The sequence below is a fragment of the Klebsiella sp. Q2 genome (assembly GCF_009900705.1).
GTDB lineage: Bacteria > Pseudomonadota > Gammaproteobacteria > Enterobacterales > Enterobacteriaceae > Klebsiella > Klebsiella quasipneumoniae.
This window is the reverse complement of sequence record NZ_JAAABE010000010.1, coordinates 22,369-45,042: the sequence shown is the minus strand read 5'-3', so window position 1 is coordinate 45,042 and position 22,674 is coordinate 22,369. Positions and strand designations below refer to the sequence as shown.

At 58.1% G+C, this 22,674-nt stretch carries 23 protein-coding genes; 15 read left to right on the top strand and 8 right to left on the bottom strand.

All coding sequences use genetic code 11. From position 1 onward, the window contains the following. Nucleotides 1-13: 13 nt before the first annotated feature. The gene (gene hemD / locus GT756_RS24905) at nt 14-754 is read right to left on the bottom strand and encodes a uroporphyrinogen-III synthase (RefSeq protein ID WP_017899402.1); all 741 of its coding nucleotides are present in this window, start codon (nt 752-754) and stop codon (nt 14-16) included. Continuing rightward, nucleotides 751-1,692: a hydroxymethylbilane synthase gene (hemC, locus tag GT756_RS24900; protein WP_004886804.1), complete on the bottom strand. Its 942-nt coding sequence runs from the start codon at nt 1,690-1,692 to the stop codon at nt 751-753. Before hemC ends, hemD begins: the two co-directional genes overlap by 4 nt. 357 nt (nt 1,693-2,049) lie before the next feature. Here hemC and cyaA point away from each other — a divergent pair, with 357 nt between their 5' ends. Continuing rightward, a complete protein-coding gene (gene cyaA, locus GT756_RS24895) occupies nt 2,050-4,602 on the top strand; it encodes a class I adenylate cyclase (protein WP_025999157.1) in 2,553 nt (850 codons plus the stop codon). 48 nt (nt 4,603-4,650) lie between these two features. On the opposite strand, the gene cyaY is transcribed toward cyaA, so the two are convergent. Continuing rightward, nucleotides 4,651-4,971 (bottom strand): iron donor protein CyaY, encoded by a 321-nt coding sequence (cyaY, locus tag GT756_RS24890; protein WP_004886799.1) that lies wholly within the window; start codon nt 4,969-4,971, stop codon nt 4,651-4,653. A gap of 146 nt (nt 4,972-5,117) precedes the next feature. Between cyaY and GT756_RS24885 the strand changes: the two genes are divergently transcribed. From GT756_RS24885 to corA, 8 genes are all read left to right on the top strand, one after another. Beyond that, on the top strand, nt 5,118-5,321 hold the full coding sequence (locus tag GT756_RS24885) for a lipoprotein (RefSeq protein WP_004886794.1): 204 nt from the start codon (nt 5,118-5,120) through the stop codon (nt 5,319-5,321). A 35-nt stretch (nt 5,322-5,356) separates the two neighbouring features. Next, nucleotides 5,357-6,181 carry a diaminopimelate epimerase gene (gene dapF / locus GT756_RS24880; protein ID WP_160125118.1) on the top strand — a complete coding sequence of 275 codons (825 nt, stop codon included), beginning with the start codon at nt 5,357-5,359 and terminating at the stop codon, nt 6,179-6,181. Beyond that, nucleotides 6,178-6,885: a DUF484 domain-containing protein gene (locus GT756_RS24875; RefSeq protein WP_004886790.1), complete on the top strand. Its 708-nt coding sequence runs from the start codon at nt 6,178-6,180 to the stop codon at nt 6,883-6,885. The genes dapF and GT756_RS24875 overlap by 4 nt, the downstream gene beginning before the upstream one ends. After that, on the top strand, nt 6,882-7,784 hold the full coding sequence (gene xerC, locus GT756_RS24870) for a tyrosine recombinase XerC (RefSeq protein WP_004886788.1): 903 nt from the start codon (nt 6,882-6,884) through the stop codon (nt 7,782-7,784). Before GT756_RS24875 ends, xerC begins: the two co-directional genes overlap by 4 nt. Then, entirely contained in the window at nt 7,784-8,500 is a 717-nt protein-coding gene (gene yigB, locus GT756_RS24865) for a 5-amino-6-(5-phospho-D-ribitylamino)uracil phosphatase YigB (RefSeq protein WP_062913790.1), read from the top strand. The genes xerC and yigB overlap by 1 nt, the downstream gene beginning before the upstream one ends. 63 nt (nt 8,501-8,563) lie before the next feature. Continuing rightward, the gene (gene uvrD, locus GT756_RS24860; protein ID WP_004886784.1) at nt 8,564-10,726 is read left to right on the top strand and encodes a DNA helicase II; all 2,163 of its coding nucleotides are present in this window, start codon (nt 8,564-8,566) and stop codon (nt 10,724-10,726) included. A gap of 148 nt (nt 10,727-10,874) precedes the next feature. Next, nucleotides 10,875-10,931 (top strand): YsgD/CorL family protein, encoded by a 57-nt coding sequence (gene ysgD / locus GT756_RS26410; RefSeq protein WP_349815745.1) that lies wholly within the window; start codon nt 10,875-10,877, stop codon nt 10,929-10,931. A 150-nt stretch (nt 10,932-11,081) separates the two neighbouring features. Next, nucleotides 11,082-12,032: a magnesium/cobalt transporter CorA gene (gene corA / locus GT756_RS24855; RefSeq protein WP_002883400.1), complete on the top strand. Its 951-nt coding sequence runs from the start codon at nt 11,082-11,084 to the stop codon at nt 12,030-12,032. 87 nt (nt 12,033-12,119) lie between these two features. Here corA and rarD read toward each other — a convergent pair whose 3' ends face one another. Both rarD and yigI read right to left on the bottom strand, forming a co-directional pair. Continuing rightward, complete coding sequence (gene rarD / locus GT756_RS24850) at nt 12,120-13,013, bottom strand: EamA family transporter RarD (protein WP_160125116.1); 894 nt, start codon at nt 13,011-13,013, stop codon at nt 12,120-12,122. Nucleotides 13,014-13,061: 48 nt separating this feature from the next. Beyond that, nucleotides 13,062-13,526: an acyl-CoA thioesterase YigI gene (yigI, locus tag GT756_RS24845; protein WP_002883404.1), complete on the bottom strand. Its 465-nt coding sequence runs from the start codon at nt 13,524-13,526 to the stop codon at nt 13,062-13,064. A gap of 152 nt (nt 13,527-13,678) precedes the next feature. Between yigI and pldA the strand changes: the two genes are divergently transcribed. From pldA to rhtC, 3 genes are all read left to right on the top strand, one after another. Further along, nucleotides 13,679-14,539, top strand: coding sequence for a phospholipase A (gene pldA / locus GT756_RS24840; protein ID WP_004886777.1), 861 nt, complete (start codon nt 13,679-13,681; stop codon nt 14,537-14,539). Between the two features lie 67 nt (nt 14,540-14,606). Further along, nucleotides 14,607-16,433 (top strand): ATP-dependent DNA helicase RecQ, encoded by a 1,827-nt coding sequence (gene recQ, locus GT756_RS24835; protein WP_004886773.1) that lies wholly within the window; start codon nt 14,607-14,609, stop codon nt 16,431-16,433. A 61-nt stretch (nt 16,434-16,494) separates the two neighbouring features. Further along, on the top strand, nt 16,495-17,115 hold the full coding sequence (gene rhtC, locus GT756_RS24830; protein WP_004886772.1) for a threonine export protein RhtC: 621 nt from the start codon (nt 16,495-16,497) through the stop codon (nt 17,113-17,115). A gap of 44 nt (nt 17,116-17,159) precedes the next feature. Here rhtC and GT756_RS24825 read toward each other — a convergent pair whose 3' ends face one another. Then, nucleotides 17,160-18,092 carry an Rpn family recombination-promoting nuclease/putative transposase gene (locus GT756_RS24825; protein WP_004886770.1) on the bottom strand — a complete coding sequence of 311 codons (933 nt, stop codon included), beginning with the start codon at nt 18,090-18,092 and terminating at the stop codon, nt 17,160-17,162. Between the two features lie 162 nt (nt 18,093-18,254). After that, on the bottom strand, nt 18,255-18,875 hold the full coding sequence (rhtB, locus tag GT756_RS24820) for a homoserine/homoserine lactone efflux protein (protein ID WP_002883411.1): 621 nt from the start codon (nt 18,873-18,875) through the stop codon (nt 18,255-18,257). Nucleotides 18,876-18,984: 109 nt separating this feature from the next. Here rhtB and pldB point away from each other — a divergent pair, with 109 nt between their 5' ends. The 3 genes from pldB to GT756_RS24805 all read left to right on the top strand — a co-directional run bounded on the left by pldB (nt 18,985) and on the right by GT756_RS24805 (nt 21,810). Continuing rightward, complete coding sequence (gene pldB / locus GT756_RS24815; RefSeq protein ID WP_043521013.1) at nt 18,985-19,977, top strand: lysophospholipase L2; 993 nt, start codon at nt 18,985-18,987, stop codon at nt 19,975-19,977. 44 nt (nt 19,978-20,021) lie between these two features. Further along, complete coding sequence (gene yigL, locus GT756_RS24810; RefSeq protein WP_017899394.1) at nt 20,022-20,822, top strand: sugar/pyridoxal phosphate phosphatase YigL; 801 nt, start codon at nt 20,022-20,024, stop codon at nt 20,820-20,822. Between the two features lie 88 nt (nt 20,823-20,910). Then, entirely contained in the window at nt 20,911-21,810 is a 900-nt protein-coding gene (locus tag GT756_RS24805) for a carboxylate/amino acid/amine transporter (protein ID WP_002883414.1), read from the top strand. On the opposite strand, the gene metR is transcribed toward GT756_RS24805, so the two are convergent. Further along, nucleotides 21,698-22,651, bottom strand: a complete 954-nt coding sequence (gene metR / locus GT756_RS24800) for an HTH-type transcriptional regulator MetR (RefSeq protein WP_017899391.1) — start codon at nt 22,649-22,651, stop codon at nt 21,698-21,700. The genes GT756_RS24805 and metR overlap by 113 nt on opposite strands. Nucleotides 22,652-22,674: the final 23 nt, after the last annotated feature.

Below are 22,674 nucleotides of genomic sequence, written 5' to 3'. Positions count from 1 at the left end.
CCAATGTTGAGAGTTATTGTAATGCGCGTAGCAGCGCATCGTTGTCGGCGCTATCGGCAACCTGAATCTCCTGCCAGCCCAGCTCCCGGGCCTGAAGGGCCAGACGTTCGCTGACAACGACAACGCGGCAGTGCAGGAGCCACCGTTCGCGATACCATTGCGGTATTAACGACCATAGCTGCTGCAGCATCTCGCCGCTGGTGACCACCAGCGTGGTGACCCCGCGAGATTGCCAGCGCATCGCTTCTTCTGCGCCATCGTAATGCTTTGCACTACGTTGATAACATTCACAAAATGTGACCCTGGCGCCGCGCTCGGTCAGCGTCGCGCCTAAGAGTTCCCGCCCGCCATTGCCGCGTAAGATCAGCGCATTTTTCCCGGCAATGTTTTGTAATTCAGGTAATTGTAGCAAGACTTCGCTAATTTCCCGATCTAACGGGTAATGGATATGCTGCCCGCTGACCGTATGCAGGGCCAGCGCCGTCGTGCGGCCAATGGCAAAATAGCGTGGGGAAGTGGGCCAGGGCAGCCCCTGTTGCTGCAGGCGGGCATGGGCGAACTCCACCGCATGCTGGGACAGCGCAAACAGCAGATCGTCAGGCCCGAGGCGGGCAAGCGCGTCGCCCAGCGCGGGAAGCTCCCGGCCAGGCGTAAATTCTATCAGCGGAAAGCCCCAGGCCACGCGTCCCATGGCCCGCAGACGGCTGACCAGCGCTTCTCCTTGCGGTAATGGACGAGTGACCAGGATGCTCATCGTGGGGCTTCTCCATCATAAACTGCCGCGAGAATGTCGCGCGCGCCGTTATCCAGGAGCTCTTCCGCCAGCGAGATGCCGAGCGCTTCGGCCTGCTCTGCTGGCCCGCGCCGTTCGCCGCGTACCATCTGCGAACCATCCGGGGCGCCAACCAGCGCCCGCAGCCACAGTTCGCCGTTGACGAGTTCCGCATAGCTGCCAATCGGCACCTGGCAGCCGCCTTCGAGACGAGTGTTCATCGCCCGCTCGGCGCGCACGCGCACTGCCGTTTCCGTATGGTTGAGAGGCGCTAGCAGCCCCTGGGTCCATGCATCGTCGAGACGGCATTCGATGCCGACCGCACCCTGGCCGACCGCCGGCAGGGATTGCTCCGGCGACAGCGGCTGGCGAATTCTCGCCTCAAGCTGCAGGCGCTTCAGGCCGGCGGCGGCGAGGATGATGGCGTCATACTCGCCGTTATCCAGCTTACTCAGCCGGGTACCGACGTTACCGCGCAGAGAGCGGATCACCAGGTCCGGACGAGTGGCGGCCAGCTGGCACTGACGGCGTAAACTTGATGTGCCAACGACGCTGCCGGCCGGGAGTTCATCAATCGAGGCATAGTGATTGGAGACAAACGCGTCGCGCGGATCGTCGCGCTCGCAGATAGTCACCAGCCCCAGACCCTCCGGGAATTCCACCGGCACATCTTTCATCGAATGAACGGCGATATCGGCGCGCCCTTCGAGCATGGCAAGCTCTAACTCTTTCACAAATAAGCCCTTGCCACCCACCTTTGCCAGCGGAGTATCAAGGATGACATCCCCGCGAGTGACCATCGGCACCAGCTCGACCTTCAGTCCGGGATGCGCGTGTTCGAGGCGCGCTTTAACATATTGCGCCTGCCATAGCGCAAGCGGGCTTTGCCGTGTGGCAATTTTCAAAACTTTGTCTAACATGCTTGTTACCGTCATTGTCGACCACTAACCATCCTAACATTGTTGTCTTACGGATGTTAGTTTTCACGGTTTATGTGGGAGATAGCTCCGGCCCACTCTTTTTTAACCTTTCATGCGCGTGGCGGTTGCCGGAGGCGTAGTGAGGAATTTACAGGTAATAAACGGTGCTACACTTGTATGTAGCGCATCTTTCTTTACGGTCAATGAGCAAGGTGTTAAATTGATCACGTTTTAAACCATTTGTCCGTCCGCTGCTCATCACAACCACACCGACGACGAATGGTGACGGTTTTTGTTGAAATACTGAAATCCTCCGTACTATTGTACCTCGGGTTTTTGAACATCAGGCGATATGTCTTGTACCTCTATATTGAGACACTGAAACAGAGACTGGATGCCATCAACCAATTGCGCGTGGATCGCGCGCTTGCTGCCATGGGACCCGCTTTCCAGCAGGTTTACAGTCTTCTGCCAACGTTATTACATTATCATCACCCGCTGATGCCGGGTTACCTTGACGGTAACGTTCCCCGTGGCATTTGCCTCTACACGCCTGATGAAACCCAACGCCACTATCTTGAAGAACTGGAACTGCATCGCGGCATGCAGACCCAGGAGCCGCCAAAAGGCGAGCTGCCGATCACCGGCGTCTACTCGATGGGCAGTACCTCCTCCGTCGGCCAGAGCTGTTCTTCCGATCTTGATATCTGGGTATGTCACCAGGCCTGGCTGGATAGCGAAGAGCGCCAGCTGCTGCAGCGAAAATGCAGCCTGCTTGAGAGCTGGGCGGCCTCGCTCGGCGTGGAAGTCAGCTTCTTCCTGATCGACGAAAACCGCTTCCGCCATAACGAAAGCGGCAGCCTCGGCGGCGAAGACTGCGGTTCGACCCAGCATATTTTACTGCTCGATGAGTTCTACCGCACCGCGGTGCGTCTCGCCGGCAAGCGTATTCTGTGGAATATGGTGCCGTGCGATGAAGAAGAGCATTACGACGATTACGTCATGGGGCTGTATGCCCAGGGCGTGCTGACGCCAAACGAGTGGCTCGATCTCGGCGGCCTTAGTTCACTGTCGGCGGAAGAGTACTTCGGCGCCAGCCTGTGGCAGCTGTATAAGAGTATCGACTCGCCCTATAAAGCGGTGCTGAAAACGCTGCTGCTGGAAGCCTACTCCTGGGAATACCCCAACAACCGCCTGCTGGCGAAAGATATCAAACAGCGCCTGCACGACGGCGAGATCGTCTCCTTCGGACTCGACCCCTACTGCATGATGCTGGAGCGCGTGACCACCTACCTCCAGGCCATTGACGATGAAACTCGTCTCGACCTGGTGCGCCGCTGCTTCTACCTGAAAGTGTGCGAAAAACTCAGCCGCGAGCGCGCCTGCGTCGGCTGGCGTCGCGAAGTCGTCAGCCAGCTGGTCAACGCGTGGGGCTGGGATGAAAAGCGTCTGATGATGCTCGACAACCGGGCGAACTGGAAAATTGATGAAGTGCGCAAGGCGCACAACGAACTGCTCGATGCGATGATGCAGAGCTATCGTAATCTGATCCGTTTCGCACGGCGCAATAACCTCAGCGTCTCCGCCAGTCCGCAGGATATCGGCGTGCTGACGCGTAAGCTGTATGCGGCCTTTGAAGCGCTGCCGGGCAAAGTGACGCTGGTGAACCCGCAAATTTCGCCGGATCTGTCGGAACCGAATCTGACCTTTATTCACGTGCCGCCGGGTCGCGCCAACCGTACCGGTTGGTATCTGTATAACCGCGCGCCGGATATGGAATCGATCATCAGCCATCAGCCGCTGGAATATAACCGTTATCTTAATAAGCTGGTGGCCTGGGCCTGGTTTAACGGCCTGCTGACCTCACGCACCCGCCTGTTTATTAAGGGCAACGGCATCGTCGATCTGGCGAAGCTGCAGGAGATGGTGGCCGATGTGTCTCACCACTTCCCGCTGCGCCTGCCGGCGCCCACGCCAAAAGCGCTATACAGCCCGTGCGAAATTCGCCACCTGGCGATTATCGTCAACCTCGAATATGACCCGACGGCGGCCTTCCGCAATCAGGTGGTGCACTTCGATTTCCGTAAGCTCGATGTCTTCAGCTTCGGCGAAGAGCAAAAATGTCTGATCGGCAGCGTCGACCTGCTGTATCGCAACTCGTGGAATGAAGTGCGTACGCTGCATTTCAACGGCGAGCAGGCGATGATTGAAGCGCTGAAAACGATCCTTGGTAAAATGCATCAGGATGCCGCGCCGCCGGACAGCGTGGAGGTCTTCTGCTATAGCCAGCATCTGCGCGGCCTGATCCGCACCCGCGTACAGCAGATGATCTCCGAGTGCATCGAACTGCGTCTCTCCAGTACCCGTCAGGATACCGGGCGCTTTAAAGCGCTGCGCGTCTCCGGCCAGACCTGGGGACTGTTCTTCGAGCGTCTCAATGTTTCGGTGCAGAAGCTGGAAAACGCCATTGAGTTCTACGGCGCTATCTCGCACAACAAGCTCCATGGCCTGTCGGTGCAGGTGGAAACCAATCACGTTAAGCTGCCGGCGGTAGTGGACGGATTCGCCAGCGAAGGGATTATCCAGTTCTTCTTTGAAGACGCGGATAACAACGACAGCGGCTTTAACATCTATATTCTCGATGAGAGCAACCGCGCTGAGGTCTATCACCACTGCGAGGGCAGCAAAGAGGAGCTGGTGCGCGACGTCAGCCGCTTCTATTCGTCATCGCACGATCGTTTTACCTACGGCTCCAGTTTTATCAACTTCAACCTGCCGCAGTTCTATCAGATTGTCGAGGTGGACGGGCGCACCCAGGTGATCCCTTTCCGCACCCAGGCGATTGCCGCCGCGATCCCCACCAGCCAGGACGTTACCGCCTCGCCGGTGCTGCAGCAGCGCTACTCGTAGATTTGGCCCGGAAAAGGCGCAATGCGCCGTCATCCGGGAAACATGTCATTAACGGAATCTCACCGTCTCACCGGCCTGCTGGCTCGCCGCCTGCTCCAGCAGATCCCAGAAGGTTTCACCGCTGCGATCGCAGATCCACTCGTCGCCTTTGAGATCGAAATGGTAGCCGCCCTGTTTGGTGGCCAGCCACACCTGGTGCAGCGGCTCCTGACGGTTAATAATGATTTTGCTGCCGTTTTCAAAGCTAATGGTCAGCACGCCGCCGTTGATTTCGCAGTCGATGTCGCTATCGCCGTCCCAGTCATCCAGGCGTTCTTCGATGGTCATCCACAGGCTATCGGCCAGGCGATGGAATTCACTGTCGTTCATAATTTTATTCTGCTTTTTTGATTTTTGAAGATGGGTCGCAGTATAGCGCGAAACAAAAGCGCGCGCAGTCGGATGCTAAAGGCTTGCTTTTACGTCTTCTCCTGCGATGATAGAAAGCAGAAAGAATGAATCACGGGCAACTATCAATGAAAAACGTTTTTCCTACGCTTGCCGTTTTGTTTGCGATCTTCAGCCTGACCGGCTGCGGTCTGAAAGGGCCTCTCTATTTCCCGCCGGCTGATAAAACTGCGCCGCCGCCGACCAAACCGGTTAACCCGGGCATTCAGAGCTCAACGCCGGATCGTAACGATCGTGGCGATACTGGTGGTCCGAGCCAGGTCAATTACTAACGATAACGTTCTGTTCCGCGCAACTGGAGTAGATGATGCAGTTCTCTAAAATGCATGGCCTTGGCAACGATTTTATGGTCGTTGACGCGGTAACGCAGAATGTTTTTTTCTCGCCGGAGCTGATTCGCCGCCTGGCGGATCGCCACCTTGGCGTCGGGTTCGATCAGCTGTTGGTGGTGGAGCCGCCCTACGATCCGGATCTGGATTTCCATTACCGGATCTTTAATGCCGACGGTAGCGAAGTGTCGCAGTGCGGCAACGGCGCGCGCTGTTTCGCGCGTTTCGTCCGGCTGAAAGGCCTGACCAATAAACGTGATATCCGCGTGAGTACGGCCAACGGCCGTATGGTATTAAGCGTAACGGAAGACGATCTGGTGCGGGTGAATATGGGCGAGCCCAACTTCGAGCCCTTCCAGGTGCCGTTCCGCGCCAACAAAGCGGAAAAGACCTATATCATGCGTGCCGCCGAGCAGACAGTATTGTGCGGCGTGGTGTCCATGGGGAACCCGCACTGCGTTATCCAGGTGGATGATGTGGATACGGCGGCGGTGGAAACCCTCGGCCCGGTGATGGAAAGCCATGAGCGTTTTCCGGAGCGCGCGAATATCGGTTTTATGCAGGTGGTCGGCCGGTCCCATATTCGTCTGCGCGTCTACGAACGCGGCGCGGGGGAAACCCAGGCCTGTGGCAGCGGCGCTTGCGCCGCGGTGGCGGTGGGGATCCAGCAGGGGTTGCTCGCTGAAACGGTACGTGTGGAATTACCCGGCGGTCGTCTTGATATCGCCTGGAAAGGCCCGGGCCAGCCGCTGTTTATGACCGGCCCGGCGGCCCATGTCTATGATGGATTTATTCATTTATGAAACCAATCGGGGAAGAACAGCAGGAGGTCGCCAGCGCATTGAACGATCGTGCAGTGGTGGACTATCTGTTGCAAAATCCTGAATTTTTTATTCGTAATGCCGCCCAGGTCGAACATCTCCGCGTCCCGCATCCGGTGCGCGGTACGATTTCGCTGGTGGAGTGGCACATGATGCGGGCGCGTAACCATATCCATGTGCTGGAAGAGAATATGTCGCTGCTGATGGAGCAGGCGGTAGCCAATGAAAGCCTGTTCCAGCGCCTGCTGCAGCTGCAAACGCGGCTGGCGGCGGCGGAGAGCCTCGACGATATGCTTAACCGCCTTCACCGCTGGGCGCGCGAGCTGGGGCTGGCGGGCGCCACGGTGCGCCTGTTCCCTGACAGCTGGCGCCTGGGCGCGCCTTCGAAGTTTACCCACCTGGCGTTAAGCCGGCAGGCGTTTGAGCCGATCCGTATTCAGCGTCTGGGCCAGGCGCGCCACTACCTTGGGCCGCTGAACGGTCCGGAGCTGCTGGTGGTATTGCCGGAGGCGAAAGCTATTGGGTCAGTGGCGATGTCGCTGCTGGGCGGCGATAATGCCCCTGGCGTGATGCTCTTTAGCAGCCGCGATGCGCAGCATTATCAGCCAGGACAGGGGACGCAACTGCTGCAGGAGATCGCCCAGATGCTGCCCGGCCTGCTGGAGCGCTGGATTGAACGCGCATGACCGATTCTCCTCTCTTCTCCGCCGTCGCCCGCTTTCTGCGCCACCTTGGCGTTGAACGCCAGCTCAGCCCGATCACGTTACTGAATTACCAGCGACAGCTGGACGCGCTGATTGCCCTGGCGGATGAGGCGGGTCTGAAAAGCTGGTCGCAGTGCGATGCCGCTCAGGTGCGAAGTTTTGCGGTGCGCAGTCGCCGCGCGGGATTAGGCCCGGCAAGCCTGGCGCTTCGCCTGTCGGCGCTGCGCAGTTTCTTTGACTGGCTGGTCGGCCAGGGCGAGCTCAGCGCCAATCCGGCGAAAGGGATTGCCGCGCCGAAAATTCCCCGTCACCTGCCAAAAAATATCGATGTCGATGACGTCAATCGGCTGCTGGATATTGATCTCAACGATCCGCTGGCGGTGCGCGACCGGGCGATGCTGGAGGTGATGTACGGCGCGGGGCTGCGTTTGTCCGAGCTGGTCAACCTTGATATCAAACATCTCGATCTCGAAAGCGGCGAGGTCTGGGTGATGGGCAAAGGTAGCAAAGAGCGCCGCTTGCCGATCGGTCGCAACGCCGTGATGTGGATTGAGCACTGGCTGGATTTACGCGGCCTGTTCGGTACTGACGACGACGCGCTGTTTTTGTCGAAACTGGGCAAGCGCATTTCGGCGCGCAACGTACAGAAGCGGTTCGCCGAGTGGGGCATTAAGCAGGGGCTGAACAGCCATGTGCATCCGCACAAGCTTCGCCACTCCTTTGCCACCCATATGCTGGAGTCCAGCGGCGATCTGCGCGGTGTGCAGGAGCTGTTGGGTCATGCTAACCTCTCCACCACCCAAATCTATACCCATCTCGACTTTCAACACCTTGCCTCGGTGTACGATGCCGCGCATCCGCGCGCAAAACGGGGGAAATAATGCGTTTTTACCGACCTCTGGGCCAGATTTCCGCGCTGACGTTTGACCTGGACGATACCCTTTATGATAACCGCCCGGTCATTGACCGGACGATGCACGAGTCGCTGGCCTTTGTACGCAGCTACCATCCGTCGCTCAGCCAGTTCGACGCCCATGAGCTTAATCAGCTGCGCCAGACGCTGTTGGCATCCGAGCCTGAGATCTATCACGACGTGACCGTCTGGCGCCACCGTGCGCTGGAGTTAGGCATGCGTAACGCCGGACTCTCCGCCGACGCGGCGAAAGCGGGGGCCGATGCGGCGATGGAACACTTCGCCCAGTGGCGCAGCCGCGTCGATGTCCCGCAGGAGACCCACGATACGCTGGCGAAGCTGGCGGAGAAGTGGCCGCTGGTGGCGATTACCAACGGCAACGCCCGACCAGAGTTGTTCGGCCTGAGCGACTATTTCCGCTTTGTGCTGCGCGCCGGGCCGGATGGCCGCTCCAAGCCGTTTGCCGACATGTACCATCTGGCGGCGGAGCGCCTGAACTTACCGCGCGGGCATATTCTGCACGTCGGCGATGACCTGACCACTGACGTCGCCGGATCGCTGCGCTGTGGCATGCAGGCCTGCTGGATCAAACCGCAAGGCGCGGACCTGATGCACACCGCGGACAGCCGCCTGTTGCCGCATATTGAAATTTCACAGTTGGCATCTCTGACCTCGCTGATATAATCACCAGTTACTCTGTATATATTAACAGGGGTTCGTGGAACCCCTTCTCTTCCGGCGGTGCCAATGGACGTTTCTTACCTGCTCGACAGCCTTAATGACAAACAGCGTGAAGCCGTAGCGGCCTCGCGCACCAACATGCTGGTTCTGGCAGGGGCGGGCAGTGGTAAGACGCGCGTTCTGGTGCACCGTATCGCCTGGCTGCTGAGCGTGGAGAACTGCTCGCCGTATTCTATTATGGCGGTGACCTTTACCAACAAAGCGGCGGCAGAGATGCGCCACCGTATCGGCCAGCTGATGGGCACCACCCAGGGCGGCATGTGGGTGGGCACCTTCCACGGCCTGGCCCACCGCCTGCTGCGCGCGCACCATCTGGACGCCAACCTGCCGCAGGATTTCCAAATCCTCGATAGCGAAGACCAGCTGCGCCTGCTGAAGCGTCTGATTAAGGCGATGAACCTCGATGAGAAGCAGTGGCCGCCGCGTCAGGCGATGTGGTACATCAACAGCCAGAAAGATGAAGGGCTGCGCCCGCATCATATTCAGAGCTACGGCAACCCGGTCGAGCAGACCTGGCAGAAGGTCTATCAGGCCTATCAGGAAGCCTGCGATCGTGCCGGGCTGGTGGACTTCGCCGAACTGCTGCTGCGCGCCCACGAGCTGTGGCTGAATAAGCCGCATATCCTCCAGCACTACCGCGAGCGGTTCACCAATATCCTCGTCGACGAATTCCAGGATACCAACAACATTCAGTACGCGTGGATCCGCCTGTTGGCGGGCGATACCGGCAAGGTGATGATCGTCGGCGATGACGATCAGTCGATTTACGGCTGGCGCGGCGCGCAGGTCGAGAACATTCAGCGCTTCCTTAACGATTTTCCCGGTGCGGAAACCATCCGCCTTGAGCAGAACTATCGCTCGACGAGCAACATCCTCAGCGCCGCCAACGCCCTGATTGAAAACAACAACGGTCGCCTGGGCAAGAAGCTATGGACCGACGGCGCCGACGGCGAGCCGATCTCGCTGTACTGCGCTTTCAACGATCTCGACGAAGCACGCTTCGTAGTGAACCGGATAAAAACCTGGCAGGAGAACGGCGGGGCGCTGGAGCAGTGCGCCATCCTCTATCGCAGCAACGCCCAGTCGCGCGTGCTGGAAGAGGCGCTTCTGCAGGCCAGTATGCCGTACCGCATCTATGGCGGCATGCGCTTCTTCGAACGCCAGGAAATCAAAGACGCGCTCTCGTACCTGCGTCTGATCGCCAACCGTAACGACGATGCGGCGTTTGAGCGTGTAGTCAATACGCCGACTCGCGGCATCGGCGACCGCACGCTGGACGTGGTGCGTCAGACGTCGCGCGATCGTCAGCTGACGCTGTGGCAGGCCAGCCGTGAGCTGCTGAAAGATAAAGCGCTGGCCGGTCGCGCCGCCAGCGCCCTGCAGCGCTTTATGGAGCTGATTGACGCGCTGGCGCAGGAGACCACCGATATGCCGCTGCACGTCCAGACCGATCGGGTGATTAAAGACTCCGGGCTGCGCGCGATGTACGAGCAGGAGAAAGGCGAGAAGGGTCAGACCCGTATTGAAAACTTAGAGGAGCTGGTGACGGCGACGCGCCAGTTTAGCTACAACGAAGAAGATGAAGATCTGATGCCGCTGCAGGCGTTCCTCTCCCACGCCGCGCTGGAAGCGGGCGAGGGACAGGCGGATACCTGGCAGGACGCGGTTCAGCTAATGACCCTGCACTCGGCGAAAGGGCTGGAGTTCCCGCAGGTGTTCATCGTCGGCGTCGAGGAGGGGATGTTCCCGAGCCAGATGGCCCTTGATGAAGGCGGCCGCCTGGAAGAAGAGCGTCGTCTGGCCTACGTCGGCGTGACCCGCGCCATGCAGAAGCTGACGCTGACCTACGCGGAAACCCGCCGTCTGTACGGCAAAGAGGTTTACCATCGGCCGTCGCGCTTTATTGGAGAACTGCCGCAGGAGTGCGTAGAAGAAGTGCGTCTGCGGGCTACGGTGAGCCGCCCGGTAAACCATCAGCGACTGGGCGCGCCGATTGCCGAGAGCGATACCGGCTACAAATTAGGCCAGCGCGTACGGCATCCGAAGTTTGGCGAAGGCACCATCGTCAACCTCGAAGGCAGCGGCGAGCACAGCCGGCTGCAGGTGGCTTTTCAGGGTCAGGGGATCAAATGGCTGGTCGCGGCTTACGCCCGGCTCGAGGAAGTGTAACTTTAAGAAAAATATCATTATTTTGTAATATTCTGCTACCTTTATACGTTAAGGCGCCTGATTTGCGCTTTCGCGTTCCGTTGCGTGTTGACGCCGATTTTGCGCTGGCGTAACATGCGCGCACGATTACGCTAAGAGGACATTCGCCTTGGACACACCCAGTAGATGCTGGCTCAACTTCCTGTCATTCAGGAACAACTCCTAAGGCTATCCTCTTATGCTGATAGCCTTAGCGGTTGTCAGCGACCTGCCCCATTCCCGTCGCGCTGAGTCAGGCTTAATGGTCTGAAACCCAATTTGTTTCTGTGTGCCCACCGAACTGTCCGATAATTTTTTTGCATTGGGAGTCCCGGTCATGCTGAGCGCATTTCAACTGGAAAACAATCGTTTAACGCGCCTGGAAGCCGATGAGATCAAGCACCTCGCCAGCTCGGTGTGGGTCGATCTGGTCGAGCCTGACGACGATGAGCGAAGCCGCGTGCAGACGGAACTGGGTCAGAACCTGGCGACGCGCCCGGAGCTGGAAGATATCGAAGCCTCCGCGCGTTTCTTTGAAGATGAAGACGGGTTACATATCCACTCCTTCTTCTTTTTCGAAGATGCCGACGATCACGCGGGTAACTCTACCGTGGCGTTTACCATCCGCGAAGGGCGCCTGTTTACGCTGCGTGAGCGTGAACTGCCCGCTTTTCGCCTCTACCGCATGCGCGTGCGTAACCAGACCTTGGTGGACGGCAACGCCTACGAGCTGCTGTTAGATCTGTTCGAGACCAAAATCGAACAGCTGGCGGATGAGATAGAAAACATCTACAGCGACCTGGAAAAGCTGAGCCGCGTGATTATGGAAGGCCACCAGGGCGATGAGTACGACGAAGCGCTGTCGACGTTGGCGGAGCTGGAAGATATCGGCTGGAAGGTCCGCCTGTGTTTGATGGATACCCAGCGCGCACTGAACTTTCTCGTGCGCAAAGCGCGCCTGCCGGCGGGCCAGCTGGAGCAGGCGCGGGAGATCCTGCGCGATATCGAATCCCTGCTGCCGCACAACGAATCGCTGTTCCAGAAGGTGAACTTCCTGATGCAGGCGGCGATGGGCTTTATCAACATCGAGCAGAACCGCATCATCAAGATCTTCTCGGTGGTGTCGGTGGTGTTCCTGCCGCCAACTCTGGTGGCCTCCAGCTACGGGATGAACTTTGAATTTATGCCTGAGCTGCACTGGAGCTTCGGCTACCCGGGGGCGATCGTCTTTATGATGCTGGCTGGCCTGGCGCCGTATCTCTACTTCAAGCGTAAAAACTGGCTGTAGTTGTTGTGCCGGATGCGCTGCGCCTATCCGGCCTGAGTGCTGTACTTTTGTAAGCCGGATAGGGCGGAGCCGCCATCCGGCAATGTCCTAGCTCCGATGCCCCCGCCTTTGCGTATACACCGCATCCATCACGAATATCGCCAGCGCCACCCAGATAAAGCCAAAGGTGACCATTTTATCCTTGCCCGGCACTTCGCCGTAGAACGTCACCGCCAGCAGGAACATCAGCGTCGGGCCGATGTACTGGAAAAAGCCCAGCGTGGAGAGCCGCAGACGCGTTGCCGCCCCGGTGAAGCACAGCAGAGGGATGGTGGTCACCACGCCCGCCGCCATCAGCAGCAGATTGAGCGACCAGGGGTTCTGCCCCATATGGCTGGTGGGGCTGTCGGTGATGCCGAACAGCCAAATCGCCGCCACCGGCAACAGCCACAGCGTTTCCACCAGCATGCCGGTCTGCGCATCGACAGCGATTTTCTTCCGCACCAGACCATAAAAGGCAAAGCTGAAGGCCAAACCAAGGCCGATTATCGGTAGCGAACCAAAGGTCCAGAGCTGCACCAGCACGCCGCAAAAGGCGAGGATCATCGCCAGCCACTGCAGGCGACGGAAACGTTCGCCAAGGAAAATCATCCCTAACAGAATATTCACCAGCGGGTTGATAAAGTAGCCGAGGCTGGCTTCCAGCATATGGTGGTTATTCACCGCCCAGATGAACAGCAGCCAGTTGCCGCCGACCAGCACCGCAGAGAGCGCCAGCAGGAAGATCTTGCGCGGCGTCTTCAGCAGCTTTTTCACCTGCGGCCACTGACGGCTAACGCTGATGAGCGCCACCATGAAGAAGAAAGACCAGATCACGCGATGGGTCAGAATTTCATCGGCGGGAACATAGTAGATAAGTTTGAAGTACGCCGGCGCGATACCCCAGATAAAGTAGGCGGCGAGGGCCAGAATAATCCCCAACCGCGTCTGTTTCGCATCCATCGGTAAAATCCATTGCCAAAGAGAGTGATGTTACTCGATTTTGGGCAATCAACCCACCATATAGGTCGCTGTTGCGCTGGCAATATATACCTGAGCTTCGTTATGCAGTTCCACACGGGCTACCGCCACTTTATTGCCGGCGCGCAGCAGGGTGCTGGTCGCGGTAAAACGTTCGCCGCGACCCGGACGCAGGTAGTCCACGCGCAGGTCGATGGTTCCCATGCGGGAAAGCCGCTGGCGCAGCTCTTCTTCATTGATGGTGTCATGGCGGGTAAGGGTGCTGCCAACGCAGACCAGACCTGCGGCGACGTCCAGCGCGGAGGCGATTACACCGCCATGCAGAATGCTTTGCGCCCAGTTGCCGACCATCATCGGCTGATTATTAAAGCTGAGCTGGGCAAACGCTTTTTCATAGCGCTCCAGTTCGAGGCCGAGGGCGCGGTTAAACGGCATGTGATAGACGAAAATCTCCCCCACCAGTTTCAGAGCTGCTTCGGCAGTAAGTTCAGACATAACACCGGTTCCATTCGTTAATAAAATGTTGATTTTATGCTTCTAAAATATTGATTTCCACTTTCGGAGTGGATTAGGGGGCAGGGGATTAATAAACAGGTAGAATGTCTTCAGGTGAAACAAAAATAAAAACTATTTATCAGGAGACCAGCATGCGTATCTCTTTGGCCTGCCTGGCGGCGCTGTGCGCGCTACCGGCTGGTGTTATGGCGCAGGATGCGTCGGTACACGACAAACCAGCAGTGCGCGGCAGTATTATCGCCAACCTGCTACAGGATCATGATAATCCTTTTCTGCTCTACCCTTATGAAAGCAACTATCTGCTCTACACGTGGACCAGCGATCTCAATAAAGAGGCGATTCGTAGCTATGACTGGGCCGAAAATGCCCGTAAAGATGAAGTGAAGTTTCAACTGAGCCTCGCCTTCCCGCTGTGGCGCGGCATCCTGGGGGATAATTCGCTGCTCGGCGCGTCCTATACCCAGAAGTCCTGGTGGCAGCTCTCCAACAGCAAAGAGTCGGCGCCGTTTCGCGAAACCAACTACGAACCCCAGCTGTTTCTTGGCTTTGCCACCGACTATCAGTTTGCCGGCTGGACGTTGCGCGATATCGAAATGGGATATAACCACGACTCGAATGGCCGCTCCGATCCCACCTCGCGCAGCTGGAACCGGCTCTATGCCCGCCTGATGGCGCAAAATGGCAACTGGCTGGTGGAAGTGAAACCCTGGTATGTGGTGGGCAGCACCGATGATAACCCGGACATCACCAAATATATGGGCTATTACCGCCTGAAGGTGGGTTACCAGCTGGGCGAGGCGATCCTCAGCGCGCAGGGGCAATATAACTGGAACACTGGCTACGGCGGGGCGGAGTTGGGGGTGAGCTATCCCATCACCAAACATGTTCGCGCTTACACCCAGATCTACAGCGGCTACGGCGAATCGCTTATCGACTACAACTTTAATCAAACGCGCGTCGGCGTCGGGCTAATGCTCAACGATCTGTTTTAATCGTTGCACTCTGGCTCGCAGGCGCTGAAAATAGCGCCTGTTTTCTTTTCAGGCAAATGGGGTCAACGTGGCACAGGCGGAAGTATTAAATCAGGAATCGCTGGCTAAGCAGGTTTTACAAGAGACCTTCGGCTACCAGCAGTTCCGCCCTGGCCAGGAGACGATTATCGAGACGGTGCTCGAGGGCCGTGACTGCCTGGTGGTCATGCCGACCGGTGGCGGCAAGTCACTGTGTTATCAGGTACCGGCGCTGGTCATGGGCGGCCTGACGGTAGTGGTCTCGCCGCTGATCTCGCTGATGAAAGATCAGGTCGATCAGCTGCTGGCCAACGGCGTGGCGGCGGCCTGTCTGAACTCGACCCAGAGCCGCGAACAGCAGCAGGACGTGATGGCCGGCTGCCGCAGCGGGCAGGTTCGTCTGCTGTATATCGCTCCGGAACGGTTGATGCTCGACAACTTCCTTGAGCATCTGGCGAACTGGAATCTGGCGATGCTGGCGGTGGACGAAGCGCACTGCATCTCCCAGTGGGGCCATGACTTCCGCCCGGAATATGCCGCGCTGGGCCAGCTTCGTCAGCGGATGCCGCAGATCCCGTTTATGGCGTTGACCGCCACCGCCGATGACACCACCCGCCGCGATATCGTCCGTCTGCTGGGACTTAACGATCCGCTCATACAGGTCAGCAGCTTCGACCGGCCGAACATCCGCTATATGCTGATGGAGAAATTCAAGCCGCTCGACCAGCTGATGCGCTACGTCCAGGATCAGCGCGGCAAATCGGGCATTATCTACTGCAACAGCCGTTCGAAAGTGGAAGATACCGCCGCGCGTCTGCAGAGCCGCGGCATCAGCGCGGCGGCTTACCATGCCGGCCTGGAAAACGACGTGCGCGCCGACGTGCAGGAGAAATTCCAGCGCGACGATCTGCAGATTGTGGTGGCGACAGTGGCCTTTGGGATGGGCATCAACAAGCCGAACGTCCGCTTTGTGGTGCATTTTGATATCCCGCGCAATATTGAATCCTACTATCAGGAGACCGGCCGCGCCGGGCGTGATGGCCTGCCGGCGGAAGCGATGCTGTTTTACGATCCGGCGGACATGGCGTGGCTGCGCCGCTGTCTGGAAGAGAAGCCCGCCGGGCCGCTGCAGGATATCGAACGGCATAAGCTGAACGCGATGGGGGCGTTTGCTGAAGCCCAGACCTGTCGTCGTCTGGTGCTGCTGAACTACTTTGGCGAAGGACGCCAGGAGCCGTGCGGCAACTGCGATATCTGTCTTGATCCGCCGAAGCAGTACGATGGCTTAATGGACGCCCGTAAGGCGCTCTCCACTATTTATCGGGTCAACCAGCGCTTCGGGATGGGTTACGTGGTGGAAGTCCTGCGTGGCGCTAACAATCAGCGCATCCGTGAGATGGGCCACGATAAGCTCCCGGTATACGGCATCGGCCGGGAACAGAGTCACGAGCACTGGGTGAGCGTGATCCGCCAACTGATTCACCTTGGGCTGGTGACGCAGAATATCGCCCAGCACTCCGCGCTGCAGCTGACCGAAGCCGCACGCCCGGTGCTGCGCGGCGACGTCCCGCTGCAGCTTGCCGTACCGCGTATCGTGGCGCTGAAGCCGAAGGCGATGCAGAAATCCTTCGGCGGTAATTACGATCGTAAGCTGTTTGCCAAGCTGCGCAAATTACGTAAAGCGATTGCCGATGAAGAAAACATTCCCCCGTACGTGGTCTTCAACGACGCGACGCTTATTGAGATGGCGGAGCAGTCGCCGCTAACCGCCGGCGAAATGCTCAGCGTCAACGGCGTGGGGACACGTAAACTCGAGCGTTTCGGCAAGCCGTTTATGGCGCTGATCCGGTCGCATGTCGATGGCGACGACGAGTAGTCAGCTGGCTATAAAAGTGCCAGAATAGTTATCCTCTTCATTATTTTCCTGCGAGTTAACTATGCTGATGCTTTTCCTTACCGTGGCGCTGGTGCATATCATTGCGCTGATGAGTCCGGGGCCGGATTTTTTCTTTGTCTCACAAACGGCCATCAGCCGCTCGCGCAGAGAGGCGATGATGGGAGTGCTGGGGATCACCTGCGGCGTAATGATCTGGGCGGGGGTAGCGCTGCTCGGCCTGAACCTGATCCTCGCCAGAATGGCGTGGCTGCACAACATCATTATGGTCGGCGGGGGCTTGTACCTGTGCTGGATGGGCTACCAGATGCTGCGCGGCGCGTTGAAAAAAGAGGCGGTATCCCCGCCAGAGCCGCAGGTTGAGCTGGCTCGCAGCGGACGCAGCTTCTTGAAGGGATTGCTGACCAATCTGGCGAACCCGAAAGCGATTATCTATTTCGGCTCGGTGTTCTCGCTGTTCGTCGGTGACAGCGTTGGCGCCGGCGCGCGCTGGGGTATTTTTCTGCTGATTATCATGGAGACGCTGGCCTGGTTTATGGTGGTTGCCAGCCTGTTCGCCCTGCCGGGGATGCGCCGCGGCTATCAGCGGATGGCGAAGTGGATCGACGGTATCGCCGGCACGCTGTTTGCGGGCTTCGGCATCCACCTGATTATCTCGCGTTAACCTGGCGTGATGCTCCACCCGGCTATATCCGGGTGGAGAAAGTGTCAGTGGCGAAGCCGCTGCAGCTCGTCTTCAGACAGACCGGTCATTTCCATAATCGCTTCGTCATCAATACCGCGTTTGCGCATCGCTTCGGCAACCTGCAGCAGGGCCTGATGTTTGCCTTCCTTTATACCTTCCTTTATACCTTGCTGTACGCCTTTCCTGATGCCTTTTTCCATACCTTCTGCGAGCCATGTTTCCGCCAGCGTCATCAGTAATCCTCCATGCTGCGGCACGCGCTGTGCCAGCCCGTATAAGAGTGTCCGAGTATCCTCGGCATCCCCTGCCTGAGCCATATAGTTTACCAATACGGTGATTTGTTGTCCGCTCATCTGCTCCAGCATTAAGAGTTGGGTCAACTTATCCAGCAATTGCGCCATATCGCGCTGACGGATGTGTTTTTGCACCAGCGTCAGGGCCGCCATGCTGCGGTGCTGCATAATGTCGTCGTCGGGGATCACCGTGATATCGACCAGCGGAAACGCTCCGCTATAGAGCTGGCGGGCGGTCTCGGGATCGGCGAAATTATCCAGCCAGCTCATAGACCAGGGATAGGGGCTGCGTCGTCCCTGATAGAAGAGGACCGGGATAACCAGAGGCAGCGTTTTATGGCCGTTCTCCAGATGGCGCTGCATGGCGGCGACGGCATAGCGCATTAAGCGAAAGGCCATCAGTTTATCGGGTGCGCTCTGGTGCTCGATCAGAACATGGACATACCCCTTACCGCGGGTGGTTTCCAGCGAATAGAGAATATCGCTGTAGTAGGGCCTGAGGTCGTCTTCAAGAAAGCTGCCGGATTCCAGACGTAGGGTATCCAGTTTGCAGATCGCTGTTAACGCCGGAGGCAGGTGGATCTCGATGAAATCGCGCGCCGTCTCTATCCGTGAGAGAAAAGTTTTAAATACCGCATCATGAGGGGTCGCCGTTTCTGCCATCGCCGTTCATCCGTGAATCACCTATCTGGCGGCATCCTGGCACGGTGGGCTCAGCGTCGACAGCGGGCAAAAAAATTAATTTCCCGCTTTGCGCGCCGGCTCGCGCAGAGAGATTGCTTCGCCCGCCAGGCGAACCTCTCTTTGCGAGCGAGATTTCATCATTCAGGCGTGACGGGCGGAGGCGAGGAGCGCCCCAACCAGCATAAACAGTGAACCAAAGACTTTATTCAGCGCCTTCATCTGCTTTGGCCCTTTAATCCAGGCTGAAATGCGCTGCGCCAGGGTCGCATAGCCAATCATCACAATGATATCGACGACGATGGTGGTGACGCCCAGAACGAGATACTGCATCACCTGGGGCTGGTGGGGCAGGATAAACTGCGGAAACAGGGCGGCCAGAAAAACAATGCTTTTGGGATTGGTGAGATTCACGAACACCGCACGCTGGAACAGTTTGCCGCGCGTCTGCGCCTTCGCCAGCGTATTCAGGTCGATGGCCCCTGCCGCGCGCCATTGCTGGATACCCAGCCAGATAAGATAGGCTGCGCCGGCCCATTTCAGCACCTCAAAGGCCAGCACCGAGCGGGAGAACAGGGTGCCGAGACCGACGCCGACCAGCACGATATGAATGGCCAGCCCGGTCTGCAAACCGGCAATTGACGCCGCCGCGCCGCGGTAACCGTGGTTAATGGAGGTGGTCATGGTATTAATCGCTCCGGAACCCGGGGACAGGCTGAGAATGATTGATGTCAGCAGGTAGGCGAACCACCACTCAATGGTCATGAGAAACTCCCTGATTGTCTGTTTTTATGCCACAATACGCTATTGTGTCAGCATTGTGTGATGCACGGCAAAAAAACGATTTTCAGCGGTTAACAGGGGTGTAAACCCGATGTTTGGGCAGAAAAAGGACTGGGAAACACGAGAAAACGCGTTTGCGGCCTTTAGCATGGGGCCGCTGACGGATTTCTGGCGACAGCGCGAAGAGGCTGAATTTAAAGGCGTCGATGACGTACCGGTACGCTTTGTTCGCTTTTGCGCGCAAAATCACGATCGACTGGTGCTGATTTGCCCTGGGCGCATTGAAAGCTACGTGAAGTATGCTGAAGTGGCCTACGATCTCTTTCACAGCGGCTTTGACGTGATGATCATCGACCATCGCGGTCAGGGTCGCTCGGGTCGTCTGCTCTCTGATACTCACCGCGGGCACGTGGTGAACTTCAGCGATTATGTTGATGACCTGGCTGCGCTCTGGCAGCAGCAGGTGGTCCCCGGCCACTGGCGAAAACGGTTTATCCTCGCTCACTCTATGGGCGGGGCGATTGCCACGCTCTTTCTGCAACGCTACCAGGCGCATTGCGATGCGATTGCGCTCTGCGCGCCGATGTTCGGGATTATCATTCGGCTGCCGGACTGGATGGTGCGCCATATTCTCGACTGGGCTGAGGGCCATCAGCGCATTCGCGAAGAGTATGCCATCGGCACCGGACGCTGGCGGGCGCTGCCTTTTGCCGTTAACGTGCTGACGCACAGTCGACAACGCTATCGTCGTAACCTGCGCTTCTATGCCGACGAGCCGCGACTGCAGGTCGGCGGCCCGACCTGGCACTGGGTGCGCGAAGGCATGCTGGCCGGTGACGAAGTGCTGGCGAATGTGGATAAAGATACCGCCCCGACGCTGCTGCTGCAGGCGGAGGAGGAGCGGGTGGTCGATAATCTGATGCACGACCGCTATTGTGAATTACGGGCCGCCGCCGGCCATCCCTGTGAGGGCGGAAAGCCGCTCGTCATTGAAGGGGCATACCATGAGATCCTTTTTGAAAAGGACGCTATGCGCTCAGTCGCGCTCAATGCCATCGTCGAGTTTTTCAATCGACATACTTAATCCGACGATAACGCTCGTCGCCCTGCTTAGAGGTTAACTTTTTTATGTACCAGGTTGTTGCGTCTGATTTAGACGGCACGCTGCTTTCCCCCGATCATTTCCTGACCCCCTATGCCAAAGAGACGCTGAAGCTGCTTACCGCCCGTGGGATCAATTTCGTCTTCGCCACCGGCCGACACTACATCGACGTCGGGCAGATCCGCGATAATCTCGGCATCCGGTCGTACATGATCACCTCTAACGGCGCCCGCGTTCACGATAGCGATGGTCAGCAAATCTTCGCCCATAACCTTGACCGTGATATTGCCGCCGACCTGTTTGAGATCGTGCGTAACGACCCGAAAATCGTCACTAACGTCTATCGGGAAGATGAGTGGTATATGAACCGCCATCGCCCGGAAGAGATGCGCTTTTTCAAAGAGGCGGTGTTTAACTATAAGCTGTATGAGCCGGGCGAACTGGATCCGCAGGGGATCAGCAAGGTGTTCTTTACCTGTGAGGATCACGAACATTTGCTGCCGCTTGAGCAGGCGATGAACGCCCGCTGGGGCGATCGCGTGAACGTCAGCTTCTCCACCTTAACCTGTCTGGAGGTGATGGCGGGCGGGGTATCGAAGGGGCATGCGCTGGAGGCAGTGGCGAAAATGCTCGGCTACAGTCTGTCAGATTGCATCGCTTTCGGCGACGGCATGAACGACGCCGAGATGCTGTCGATGGCCGGCAAAGGCTGCATTATGGCCAACGCCCACCAGCGGCTGAAGGATCTGCATCCGGAACTGGAAGTGATCGGTAGCAACGCCGACGATGCGGTCCCGCACTACCTGCGTAAGCTATACCTCGACTGACAAAGATTGACGACTGGCGAATAATTACCCAGTCGTCAACCTGACTCTTCGCTACAATGCCTGTTCTTTATCCAACGAGACGACCATTGTGGCGCTGTTAATTATCACCACTATCCTGTGGGCCTTTTCTTTTAGCCTGATTGGCGAGTACCTGGCCGGTAGCGTCGACAGCTATTTTTCGGTACTGATGCGCGTGGGCCTGGCGGCGCTGGTGTTCCTGCCTTTCCTGCGCACGCGAGGCCAGTCTCCGCGCACGATCGTGCTCTATATGCTGGTGGGCGCGATGCAGCTTGGCATCATGTACCTGCTGGCCTTCCGCGCTTATCTCTATCTGACGGTCTCGGAATTCCTGCTGTTTACCGTGTTTACCCCGTTGTATATCACGCTGATCTACGATCTGCTCAGCGGACGGAAACTGCGCTGGGGCTATCTGCTGAGCGCCGCGCTGGCGGTGCTGGGGGCGGCGATTATCCGTTACGACAAAGTCAGCGATCATTTCTGGACCGGGCTGTTACTGGTGCAGTTGTCAAACCTCTGCTTCGCCATCGGGATGGTGGGTTACAAGCGCCTGATGGAGGTGCGTCCGATGCCGCAGCACAATGCCTTTGCCTGGTTCTATGTCGGGGCCTTTATCGTGGCGGTGGCGGCGTGGTTTATGCTCGGCAACGCCCAGAAGCTGCCGACCACCACGCTGCAGTGGAGCGTGCTGGTGTGGCTCGGCGTGGTGGCTTCCGGGCTGGGCTACTTTATGTGGAACTATGGCGCCACCCAGGTGGATGCCGGCACGCTGGGGATCATGAATAACGTCCATGTCCCCGCCGGGCTGCTGGTTAACCTTGCCATCTGGCAGGAGCAGCCGCACTGGCCGAGCTTTATTAGCGGAGCGTTGGTGATCCTGGCCTCGCTGTGGGTCCATCGACGCTGGGTCGCTCCGCACTCCGGACAAACGGCAGATGATCGCAGGCGTGGTTCCGCGCAGAGCGAATAAACGCTTCGGTGACCGGTTGACGCTGCTCGCCATCGCGAACGGCCGCGTACAGCCGGCTCCATAATCCCTCTCCCAGGGTTTTGGTCACCACCAGACCCTGGCGTTCAAAACTTTCCACCACCCAGTGCGGCAGCGCGGCGATGCCCATCCGGGCTGCCACCATCTGGATCAGCAACAGCGTGTTATCGACGCTTTTTAGCTGGGGGCTGATACCGGCCGGCTGCAGGAAATGGCGCCAGATGTCGAGGCGTCCGCGCTGAACGGGATAAATCAGCAGCGTTTCCGCGGCCAGATCCTCCGGCGTAATCAGCGTCTTCATGGCTAACGGGTGCTCAGGCGCCAGCACCAGGCGCACCTCATAATCAAACATTGGCGAGTAATGCAGACCGCTGCGCGGCAGGATATCGGAGGTCATCACCAGATCCAGTTCGCCCTGCTGCAGCGCAGGCTGCGGGTCGAAGGTGACGCCGGAATGGAAGTCGACTTCCACGTGTGGCCAGCGGGCGCGGAAATTCTCCAGCGCCGGCGTCAGCCACTGAATACAGCTGTGGCATTCGATAGCCAGCCGCAGCCGGGTCTGCTGCGGTTCGTTACAGTCCTGCAGGGCGCGGGCGATCTGCGGCAGCACCTGGTTGGCCAGCTGTAAGAGGATCTCCCCCTGAGGGGTAAAACGCAGCGGCTGGCTCTTACGCACAAAGAGACGAAAGCCAAGACGCTGTTCCAGATCGCTGAACTGGTGAGACAAGGCGGACTGGGTCTGGTGCAGGGCAGCCGCTGCGCCCGCCAGTGAACCGCTGTTCCGCAACGCTTGCAGCGTTTTCAGATGTTTAATTTCGATCATGAAAGTCCTTCACTTCGCCATGA

What these genes read in the sequence shown, in the direction of transcription:
- hemD (WP_017899402.1), bottom strand. Translation starts at nt 754, where the DNA reads ATGAGCATCCTGGTCACTCGTCCATTACCGCAAGGAGAAGCGCTGGTC.
- hemC (WP_004886804.1), bottom strand. Translation starts at nt 1,692, where the DNA reads ATGTTAGACAAAGTTTTGAAAATTGCCACACGGCAAAGCCCGCTTGCG.
- cyaY (WP_004886799.1), bottom strand. Translation starts at nt 4,971, where the DNA reads ATGAACGACAGTGAATTCCATCGCCTGGCCGATAGCCTGTGGATGACC.
- GT756_RS24885 (WP_004886794.1), top strand. Translation starts at nt 5,118, where the DNA reads ATGAAAAACGTTTTTCCTACGCTTGCCGTTTTGTTTGCGATCTTCAGC.
- dapF (WP_160125118.1), top strand. Translation starts at nt 5,357, where the DNA reads ATGCAGTTCTCTAAAATGCATGGCCTTGGCAACGATTTTATGGTCGTT.
- GT756_RS24875 (WP_004886790.1), top strand. Translation starts at nt 6,178, where the DNA reads ATGAAACCAATCGGGGAAGAACAGCAGGAGGTCGCCAGCGCATTGAAC.
- xerC (WP_004886788.1), top strand. Translation starts at nt 6,882, where the DNA reads ATGACCGATTCTCCTCTCTTCTCCGCCGTCGCCCGCTTTCTGCGCCAC.
- yigB (WP_062913790.1), top strand. Translation starts at nt 7,784, where the DNA reads ATGCGTTTTTACCGACCTCTGGGCCAGATTTCCGCGCTGACGTTTGAC.
- uvrD (WP_004886784.1), top strand. Translation starts at nt 8,564, where the DNA reads ATGGACGTTTCTTACCTGCTCGACAGCCTTAATGACAAACAGCGTGAA.
- corA (WP_002883400.1), top strand. Translation starts at nt 11,082, where the DNA reads ATGCTGAGCGCATTTCAACTGGAAAACAATCGTTTAACGCGCCTGGAA.
- rarD (WP_160125116.1), bottom strand. Translation starts at nt 13,013, where the DNA reads ATGGATGCGAAACAGACGCGGTTGGGGATTATTCTGGCCCTCGCCGCC.
- yigI (WP_002883404.1), bottom strand. Translation starts at nt 13,526, where the DNA reads ATGTCTGAACTTACTGCCGAAGCAGCTCTGAAACTGGTGGGGGAGATT.
- pldA (WP_004886777.1), top strand. Translation starts at nt 13,679, where the DNA reads ATGCGTATCTCTTTGGCCTGCCTGGCGGCGCTGTGCGCGCTACCGGCT.
- rhtC (WP_004886772.1), top strand. Translation starts at nt 16,495, where the DNA reads ATGCTGATGCTTTTCCTTACCGTGGCGCTGGTGCATATCATTGCGCTG.
- GT756_RS24825 (WP_004886770.1), bottom strand. Translation starts at nt 18,092, where the DNA reads ATGGCAGAAACGGCGACCCCTCATGATGCGGTATTTAAAACTTTTCTC.
- rhtB (WP_002883411.1), bottom strand. Translation starts at nt 18,875, where the DNA reads ATGACCATTGAGTGGTGGTTCGCCTACCTGCTGACATCAATCATTCTC.
- pldB (WP_043521013.1), top strand. Translation starts at nt 18,985, where the DNA reads ATGTTTGGGCAGAAAAAGGACTGGGAAACACGAGAAAACGCGTTTGCG.
- yigL (WP_017899394.1), top strand. Translation starts at nt 20,022, where the DNA reads ATGTACCAGGTTGTTGCGTCTGATTTAGACGGCACGCTGCTTTCCCCC.
- metR (WP_017899391.1), bottom strand. Translation starts at nt 22,651, where the DNA reads ATGATCGAAATTAAACATCTGAAAACGCTGCAAGCGTTGCGGAACAGC.